At 62.8% G+C, this 8,530-nt stretch carries 7 protein-coding genes; all 7 read right to left on the bottom strand.

Going from position 1 to position 8,530, the window contains the following annotated elements:
- The coding region (locus tag D6877_RS18500) for a diguanylate cyclase (RefSeq protein ID WP_130911710.1) at positions 1-831 on the bottom strand (831 nt) is incomplete at its 3' end.
- 48 nt (positions 832-879) lie between these two features.
- On the bottom strand, positions 880-1,890 hold the full coding sequence (locus tag D6877_RS18495) for a chemotaxis response regulator protein-glutamate methylesterase (protein WP_130911709.1): 1,011 nt from the start codon (positions 1,888-1,890) through the stop codon (positions 880-882).
- On the bottom strand, positions 1,887-4,157 hold the full coding sequence (locus D6877_RS18490; RefSeq protein WP_122610722.1) for a hybrid sensor histidine kinase/response regulator: 2,271 nt from the start codon (positions 4,155-4,157) through the stop codon (positions 1,887-1,889). Before D6877_RS18490 ends, D6877_RS18495 begins: the two co-directional genes overlap by 4 nt.
- Positions 4,154-4,837, bottom strand: coding sequence for a chemotaxis protein CheW (locus tag D6877_RS18485; protein ID WP_130911708.1), 684 nt, complete (start codon positions 4,835-4,837; stop codon positions 4,154-4,156). The genes D6877_RS18490 and D6877_RS18485 overlap by 4 nt, the downstream gene beginning before the upstream one ends.
- Positions 4,834-6,108, bottom strand: a complete 1,275-nt coding sequence (locus D6877_RS18480; protein ID WP_130911707.1) for a CheR family methyltransferase — start codon at positions 6,106-6,108, stop codon at positions 4,834-4,836. The genes D6877_RS18485 and D6877_RS18480 overlap by 4 nt, the downstream gene beginning before the upstream one ends.
- Positions 6,105-6,641, bottom strand: a complete 537-nt coding sequence (locus D6877_RS18475; RefSeq protein WP_130911706.1) for a chemotaxis protein CheW — start codon at positions 6,639-6,641, stop codon at positions 6,105-6,107. The genes D6877_RS18480 and D6877_RS18475 overlap by 4 nt, the downstream gene beginning before the upstream one ends.
- Positions 6,641-8,263 carry a methyl-accepting chemotaxis protein gene (locus tag D6877_RS18470; protein ID WP_130911705.1) on the bottom strand — a complete coding sequence of 541 codons (1,623 nt, stop codon included), beginning with the start codon at positions 8,261-8,263 and terminating at the stop codon, positions 6,641-6,643. The genes D6877_RS18475 and D6877_RS18470 overlap by 1 nt, the downstream gene beginning before the upstream one ends.
- Between the last annotated feature and the right edge of the window lie 267 nt (positions 8,264-8,530).

Genomic DNA, 8,530 nt, shown 5'->3' with positions numbered 1-8,530 from the left:
CGCCGCCACAGTCTGGCGCAGTTTTTCGGCCAACAGCCGCGCGCCGCCCGGCGAAGTGTTCGGCAGGACCAGCACAAACTCTTCGCCGCCATAACGCGCCGGCAGATCCGATGGTCGCGCGCTGGCATCCCGGATGGCTGCAGCGACTTTGCGCAACGCTTCGTCGCCCTCAACGTGGCCAAAACTGTCGTTGTACGACTTGAAGTAATCGACGTCGATCATCAGCAATGACAGCTGCGTCTGATCGCGCAGCGAACGGCGCCACTCCAGTTCCAGGTACTCGTCGAAGTGCCGGCGATTGGACAGCCCGGTCAGGCCATCGGAGTTCATCAGCCGTTGCAGCACCAGATTGGTGTCGAGCAACTGCTGCTGGCTGACCCGCAACGCACGGTACGCGGCGTCGCGCTGGAGCAATGTCATGTAGGAACGCGAGTGGTAGCGGATCCGCGCGACCAGTTCGATGGTGTCCGGCAGTTTCACCAGATAGTCGTTGGCGCCAGCGGAAAACGCCGCGCTCTTGATCAGCGGGTCTTCCTTGGTCGAGAGAACGATGATCGGGATATCCTTGGTCGCCGGATGATTGCGGTATTCGCGCACCAGGCTCAGGCCATCGAGGCCGGGCATCACCAGATCCTGAAGGATCACCGTCGGCTTGATCCGCACCGCTTGGGCGATGGCCTGCTGCGGGTCGGAGCAGAAGTGGAAGTCGATGTTTTCCTGATTCGACAGCCCACGGCGCACCGCTTCGCCGATCATCGCCTGATCATCCACCAACAACACCATGGCGGCGTTCTCGTCGGTTTTAATGTCGTCGATCTGTAAATCATTCATGAGCGGTCACCTGAGTACTGCGGGGGCCTGGATTGCGGATCAACCTGATCATTTGGGGAAAATCTCCAGCAATCGTGGCGCTATCTTTTCCAGCGAGCGGATTTCCACCGCGGCATCGATCGCCGCGGCAGCCTTGGGCATGCCGTACACCGCACTGCTGTGCTGATCCTGGGCGATGGTCAAATAACCCTGCTGGCGCATGAGCTTAAGCCCTTGCGCGCCATCGCGCCCCATCCCGGTCAATAAAACCCCGACCGCGTCACCGTTCCAGTAACTGGCGACGCTCTCGAAAAACACGTCGATCGAGGGGCGATAGATCTCGTTGACCGGTTCGGCGGTGTAGGCCAGCGTGCCGTTTTTCAACAGGCGAATATGGTGATTGGTCCCGGCCAGCAGCACCGCGCCACTTTGCGGCGGCTCGCCTTCACGGGCCAGACGCACATCGAGGCCGCTGGCGCTGGCCAGCCATTCGGCCATGCCAGCGGCGAACACCTGATCGACATGCTGCACCAGCACGATCGCGGCGGAAAAATCTCTCGGCAGGCCTTTGAGCAACACTTCCAGCGCCGCCGGCCCACCGGCAGACGAGCCGATCGCCACCAGCCGCTGACGTGACGGCGAGCTGCGCGGCGAACTCGGCGCCGGGCGCGCACGTGGCGCCTTGTCGCCGATCAGCCAGCCGATGTTGAGGATCTTGCGCAACAACGGCGCCGCCGCTTCCTGGGCATTGCCGGCGCCGATCGCCGGCGTGTCGACCACGTCCAGCGCGCCGTGGCCCATGGCCTCGAACACGCGGTGCACGTTCTGTTGACGATCCACGGTGACGATGACAATCGCGCACGGCGTCTCGGCCATGATCCGCCGCGTGGCTTCGACGCCGTCCATGATCGGCATGATCAGGTCCATCAGAATCAGGTCTGGCGTGCACTCGGCGCAGCGTTGCACCGCCTCGGCACCGTTGCTGGCGACCCAGATCACCTGATGCGCAGGCTCGAATGCCAGCGCCCGGCGCAGGGCCTCCACCGCCAGGGGCATGTCGTTGACGATTGCGATCCTCATGTCCGCGCTCCTCCGATGAGCTCGACCACTGCATCGAGCAGGGCGTCGTCATGAAAACTGGCTTTGGCCAGATAATAGTCGGCGCCGGCATCCAGTCCACGGCGGCGGTCTTCTTCGCGATCCTTGTAGGACACGACCATCACCGGCAGCGATTGCAGACGGTTGTCGCGGCGCAACAGGGTGACCAGCTCGATGCCGTCCATGCGCGGCATGTCGATGTCGGTGATCAGCAGATCGAAGTTCTCCGAACGCAGCGCGTTCCAGCCATCCATGCCGTCCACTGCCACCGCGACGTCGTAGCCACGATTGAGCAGCAGTTTGCGTTGCAGCTCGCGCACGGTCAGCGAATCGTCGACCACCAAGACTCGTTTGCGCGCCGCTTCGGCAGCTTGATTGCCGTGGCGGGCAATGCGCTCCAGGCGCCCGGTATTGAGCAGTTTGTCCACCGAACGCAGCATGTCTTCGACATCGACGATCAGCACCACCGAGCCGTCATCGAGCAAGGCCCCGGCGGAGATGTCCTGAACCTTGCCCAGACGCTCGTCCAGCGGCAACACCACCAGCGTGCGCTCGCCGACGAAACGTTCTACCGCCACTCCGTAAATCGCCTCGCGCTCGCGGATCACCACGACTTTCAGGGTAGCGCCATCGTTCTGACTGGCCGGGCGATTGAGCAACTGGCTGGCCGCGACCAGCCCGACATGCTGGCCTTCGTGCCAGAAATGCTGGCGTCCTTCGACCTGCACAATGTCTTCCGGCGCCAAGTCGCACATGCGTTCGATGTGCGCCAGCGGGAACGCGTAAGCCTCTTCACCGACTTCCACCACCAGACTGCGCACCACCGAAAGCGTCAACGGCACCTCCAAATGGAAACGACTGCCCTCGCCCGCCGTCTGCTCCAGCACCACGGCCCCGCGCAATTGGCGAACCATGTGTTGAACAGCATCCAGACCAACGCCGCGCCCGGACACTTCGGTAACCTTGTCGCGCAGGCTGAAGCCCGGCAGAAACAGGAAGGTCAGCAGTTCTTCTTCGCTCAATTGCGCTGCGGTTTCGGCTGGGGATAACTGCCGTTCGACGATGCTGCGGCGGACTTTCTCAAGATCGACGCCACCGCCGTCATCGCTCAATTCCAGCACCAGCAAACCGGCCTGATGGGAAGCGCGCAGGCGAATCAGGCCTTCTTCGGGCTTGCCCTTGAGCAGGCGTTGCTCCGGGGATTCGATGCCGTGATCGACGGCGTTGCGCAGCAGATGAGTCAGCGGTGCTTCAAGCTTTTCCAGCACGTCGCGATCGACCTGGGTTTTCTCACCTTCGATCTCCAGGCGCACTTGTTTGCCAAGGCTGCGCCCGAGGTCGCGAACCATGCGCGCCTGCCCGCTCAACACGTCGGCGAACGGGCGCATGCGACAGGCCAGCGCGGTGTCATAGAGCACTTGCGCGCGCTGACTGGCCTGCCAGGCGAATTCGTCGAGTTCGGCGTTTTTCTCGCTGAGCAGTTGCTGCGACTCGGCGAGCAAACGTCGCGCATCTTCCAGCGACTCGAGCGCTTCCAGGCTCAGCGCATGCTCCTTGAGGTGCACATTGAGATTTTCCAGTGCGCGCAGGCCGTTGTTCTGCATGCGTTTGAGGCGCTGCATGGTCGCCAGATGCGGCTTGAGACGCTGGGTTTCCACCAGCGATTTGCTCGACAGATCGAGCAGGCTGTTCAGGCGTTCGGCAGTGACGCGCAAAACGCGCTCGCCGCCTTCGGTGGTGCGTTTGTTTTTGCGCGGGGTCGGTTCGGCGGGCTCGTCCATGATCGGCGCTGTCGCTGTTGGCGCTGGCTCGATCGACAACTCGGCCATCGGCGGCGTGGCAACCACAGCGGCTGGTGCCGACGGATCGAGCAAACGTCCCATCAGCGTCACGTAGGCTTCAATGTCCGCAGGTTGCGGCGCGTTGGCCGGCGTGGCGATGCGCATCAGCAGGTCGGTGCCCTGCAACAACGCGTCGATGTGCTCGGGACGCAGCAACAAACGCCCTTCCTGGGCGCTGACCAGGCAATCTTCCATGACGTGGGCGACGCTGACGCCGCTGTCGATACCAACAATCCGCGCTGCGCCTTTGAGCGAGTGCGCCGCGCGCATGCACGACTCCAGTTGATCGGCCTGGGTCGGATTGCGCTCCAGCGCCAGCAACCCGGCGCTGAGCACTTGGGTCTGGGCTTCGGCTTCGAGACTGAACAGCTCGAGCAGAGAGGCGTCGCGCATTTGCTCGGGGGTCATGTCAGGCTCCGGGTCACGGCGGACAACAGCTGTTCTTCATCCAGCCAGCGCAGGCTGCGACCGCGATATTGCAGAACGCCACGGGTGTACTTGGCACTGGCCTGCGCACCGGACTGTGACGCCGCGTCGAGGATGCGCTCGTCGATGGCATGAATGCCGTCGACCTCGTCCACCGGCACCACCACCGGCCCGCCATGGGCGGCGATGATCAGCATGCGCGGCATGATTCGCCCGCCGCCCGCCGGCGCGACGCTGGCGCCGAGGTCGAGCAATTCCACCAGCGACAGGCACGCGACCAGTGCGCCACGGACATTGGCCACGCCGAGCAAGGCCCGCGAGCGTTGGTGCGGCAGCGAGTGAATCGCCTGCAACGGCGCGACTTCGACAAGCGTGCGCGTGGCCAGTCCGAGCCATTCCTCGCCAAGGCGAAACATCAGCAGCGAGCGGGTCTTGACGTCGATTTCGACTTTGCTGACTACTGCTTCGCGCTGGTCCTGCTGCAACGAATAGCGGTCGAGCAGGCGCGTGGCGGCGGCGGAATACACCGAGCAGTTGCGGCAATGGATGTGCTCTTCCAGCAACGGGCAGGACTTGTCGCCATGAATGCCGATGCGGTTCCAGCAATCGTCGATGGCGCGGGCGTCTTCGTGGGTAACGTTCAAGGTGTCGGACGCGCTCATCGTTTACGCTCACTGTCGGCGGTGCGCCCGCTGCGAGCGGCGCGCTCCTGCAATCGTCGGGCACCCACCGTGTCGCCTTGAGCCTGCAGCAACGCCGCCAGATGCATCAACGCTTCGGGATGTTGCGGTTCAAGGTATAAGGCCTTGCGATAAAAACTCTGGGCCTCGAGGCTCAGGCCGGCGACATCGCTGAGCAGGCCCAGCCAATAGAACACCTGCGCCACCGGTTCATGGCTGCGCAGATAATGCTCGCACGCGGCACGGGCCTCGGCGCTTTTGCCTTCGTTGGCCAGTGCAGCGATTTGCGCCAGCAGCGTCGCGGCGTCCGGGTTGGCAGTTTTTTTCGTTACCGGCAAAGCCGTCACGGTAGCAAAAGGGCGGCTGCGCACTGGCGCTGGCGGCGGCGCGCTGCGCAGTGGTTGGCTGGCCGGCACGGCGACCGGTTTCGGCGTCGGCAGCGGTTCGGGGTGCGGCTCGCTATGACGACTGAAGGCGAACGACTGCGGGATGCCGATCGAGCGCATGCCCAAGCGCCCGAGCAGACTGCCCTCCGCCGGGCCGATAAACAGCACGCCGTCGACGTGGGTCAGGCGCTTGAGCACTTCGAACACCTGTTTCTGCGTCGGCTGGTCGAAGTAGATCAGCAGGTTGCGGCAGAACACGAAATCGAAGGCTGGCTCGCTGGCCAACAGCGTCGGATCGAGAACATTGCCGACCTGCCAGCGCACCTGTTCGCGAACGTATTCGTTGACCCGGTGGCCGTCCTGCTCAGGCATGAAATGCCGATCGCGAAATTGCAGATCCTGCCCGCGAAACGAGTTCTTGCCGTAAACAGCACGGCGCGCCTTGTCCACTGACAACGGGCTGATGTCCATGCCATCCACCTTGAACTGATGCGGCTTGAGCCCGGCATCAAGCAGGGCCATGGCGATCGAATAGGGTTCTTCGCCGGTCGAGCACGGCAGGCTGAGGATGCGCAGCGCGCGCATGTTGTTCAGCTCGGCGAGACGCTGACGGGCCAGTTTGCCCAAGGTGGCGAAGGATTCCGGGTAACGAAAAAACCACGTTTCCGGAACGATAACCGCTTCGATCAGCGCCTGCTGTTCATCCCGCGAGCCTTGCAACAGCTGCCAATATTCGTCGGTGTGGGCGGCTTGGGACAACGTCGTGCGCTGGCGCACCGCACGCTCGATGATCGCCGCGCCCACCGACGCGACATCGAGGCCGATGCGTTCCTTGAGGAAATCGAAAAAGCGCTGCTCACTGCTCATGGCTGCGCCTCAAGCTGCGCCGGATTACGCGGCGGATCGGGGAACAGCAAGCTGCGCACGGCGTCATCGAGCAAGTCATTGACCCGCACCCATTGCAGCAATCCCTGCGCATCTTCGCGCACCGGACCGAGGTACGGCGCCTCGCGGTTATCGAGGCCGTAGGGCTGGAACTCGTCCGGATGACAGCGCAGCGTGTCGGTGGCCTGCTCGAGAATCAGCCCGAGCCATTGCGCTGCTTGCGCTTGATCCGGCTGATAATTGACCAGCACCAGCCGCGTGCTGGTCCGCGCCTCGGCGGGCTGGCCAAAAGTCAGCGCGCTGAGATCAATCACCGGCACCACCGCACCGCGATAGGCAAACACCCCGGCCACCCAATGCGGCGCCCGGGCAATCGGTTTCAGCGGCAGGCGCGGCAGCACTTCGGCCACTTCAGTGGCGCGCAGGGCGTAACGCTCGTTGCCGATGCGAAACAGCAGAAACAGTGCCTGCTTCGCCACTGGTGCGGCGCCACGCTTGGCGATGATGTCGCTCATCAGACTTTGAATCGCGAAACGCCGCTGCGCAGGCCGACGGCTACCTGACTCAGTTCGTCGATAGCGAAACTGGCCTGACGCAGCGATTCGACGGTCTGGCTGCTGGCATCGCCCAACTGCACCAGCGCATGGTTGATCTGCTCAGCGCCAGTGGCCTGGGCCTGCATGCCTTCGTTGACCATCAGCACGCGCGGCGCCAGTGCCTGCACCTGATGGATGATCTGCGACAGCTGCTCGCCGACCTGCTGCACTTCCGACATGCCGCGGCGTACTTCTTCGGAAAACTTGTCCATGCCCATCACGCCGGCCGACACCGCCGACTGGATCTCGCGGACCATCTGTTCGATGTCGTACGTGGCCACGGCGGTCTGATCGGCCAGGCGCCGGACTTCGGTGGCGACCACGGCAAAACCGCGGCCGTACTCGCCGGCCTTCTCGGCTTCGATCGCCGCGTTGAGCGACAGCAGGTTGGTCTGGTCGGCGACCTTGACGATGGTCACCACCACCTGATTGATGTTGCCGGCCTTCTCGTTGAGGATCGCCAGTTTGGCGTTGACCAGATCCGCCGCGCCCATGACCGAGTGCATGGTGTCTTCCATGCGCGCCAGGCCTTGCTGGCCGGAGCCGGCGAGCACCGAGGCCTGATCGGCAGCGGTGGACACTTCGGTCATGGTGCGCACCAGATCCCGCGAGGTCGCGGCGATTTCGCGAGAGGTTGCGCCGATTTCAGTGGTAGTCGCTGCGGTTTCGGTGGCGGTGGCTTGTTGCTGCTTGGACGTGGCGGCGATCTCGGTCACCGAGGTGGTCACCTGCACCGAGGAGCGCTGGGCCTGGGATACCAGCGACGTCAGCTCGGTCATCATGTCGTTGAAGCCGGTTTCGACCGCGCCGAACTCATCCTTGCGATCGAGGTTCAGGCGCGAACTCAGATCGCCGGTGCGCATGATGTCGAGGATGGTCACGATGCGGTTCATCGGCGCCATGATCGCGCGCATCAACAGCAGCCCACAGAGACCGGCGGCCAGCACCGCGACCAGCAGGGAAATGACCATGCTGACTTTGGCCGTTGCCACCGCGTCGTCGATATTGGCCATGGCGGTATCAGCGACGACTTTGTTTTCGCCAATGATGTCATTGAGTTTCATGCGCCCCGCGTACCACGCCGGGGTCAGTTTTTCGTTGAATAACTTGACCGCATCCGCTTCAAGATTGCGACTGCGCAGGTCCAGCACAGCGTTCTGAATCTCGATGTAGGTGTCGTGGTATTTCTCGAACAGGGCGAACTCGGATCGGTCTTCATCAGTGGCCATCGTCTTGCGATAGTTGGCCATCTGCTCTTTCAGCCGCGCCTCGAACGCCTTGTAGTCGGCAGCGTCTTCGTTGGAAATGCCCTGGCCTTCCTTGAGGCCGAGCAGCTCCTGGGTCTGCAAATAACTGTCGACCCATGCGCCGCGAATCATCGAGCTGTAATAGACGCCGGGGATGGCATCGTCGCGCACGCTGTTTTCACTGGCCTCGATCTTCAACAACCGCGAATAGGACAGCACCACCATCAACAGCATGATGGCGATAATCACCGCAAAGCTCGCCAAAATGCGTTGGCGCAACGTCCAGTTCTTCACAGTGAATCCTCGTGCCTGATCGAAATGCGGGGAGTATAGCCGAGCGCGGTGTTTCATTTATAAGACGCTTTCGCTGGCAACATTGTCCCGTGGGAGCGAGCCTGCTCGCGAAGGCCACACCGCGGTCCCGGCAAATTCCCAACTGCGCAAGAAGTTGCGCAGTAGCCCGTAATATTTCAGGGCCTAAATCCCCTGTAGCCCAAGCGGTGCAAGCCCTGCAGCCAAGTGCGCAAGAAGTTGCGCAGTACTGCGCAACTTCTTGCGCAC

The sequence above is a fragment of the Pseudomonas sp. Sample_9 genome (assembly GCF_004307535.1).
In the GTDB taxonomy this organism is placed as follows: domain Bacteria; phylum Pseudomonadota; class Gammaproteobacteria; order Pseudomonadales; family Pseudomonadaceae; genus Aquipseudomonas; species Aquipseudomonas mercuritolerans.
This window is presented reverse-complemented; position numbering and strand designations above follow the sequence as displayed.

What these genes read in the sequence shown, in the direction of transcription:
- D6877_RS18490 (WP_122610722.1), bottom strand. Translation starts at nt 4,157, where the DNA reads ATGACCCCCGAGCAAATGCGCGACGCCTCTCTGCTCGAGCTGTTCAGT.
- D6877_RS18485 (WP_130911708.1), bottom strand. Translation starts at nt 4,837, where the DNA reads ATGAGCGCGTCCGACACCTTGAACGTTACCCACGAAGACGCCCGCGCC.
- D6877_RS18475 (WP_130911706.1), bottom strand. Translation starts at nt 6,641, where the DNA reads ATGAGCGACATCATCGCCAAGCGTGGCGCCGCACCAGTGGCGAAGCAG.
- D6877_RS18495 (WP_130911709.1), bottom strand. Translation starts at nt 1,890, where the DNA reads ATGAGGATCGCAATCGTCAACGACATGCCCCTGGCGGTGGAGGCCCTG.
- D6877_RS18480 (WP_130911707.1), bottom strand. Translation starts at nt 6,108, where the DNA reads ATGAGCAGTGAGCAGCGCTTTTTCGATTTCCTCAAGGAACGCATCGGC.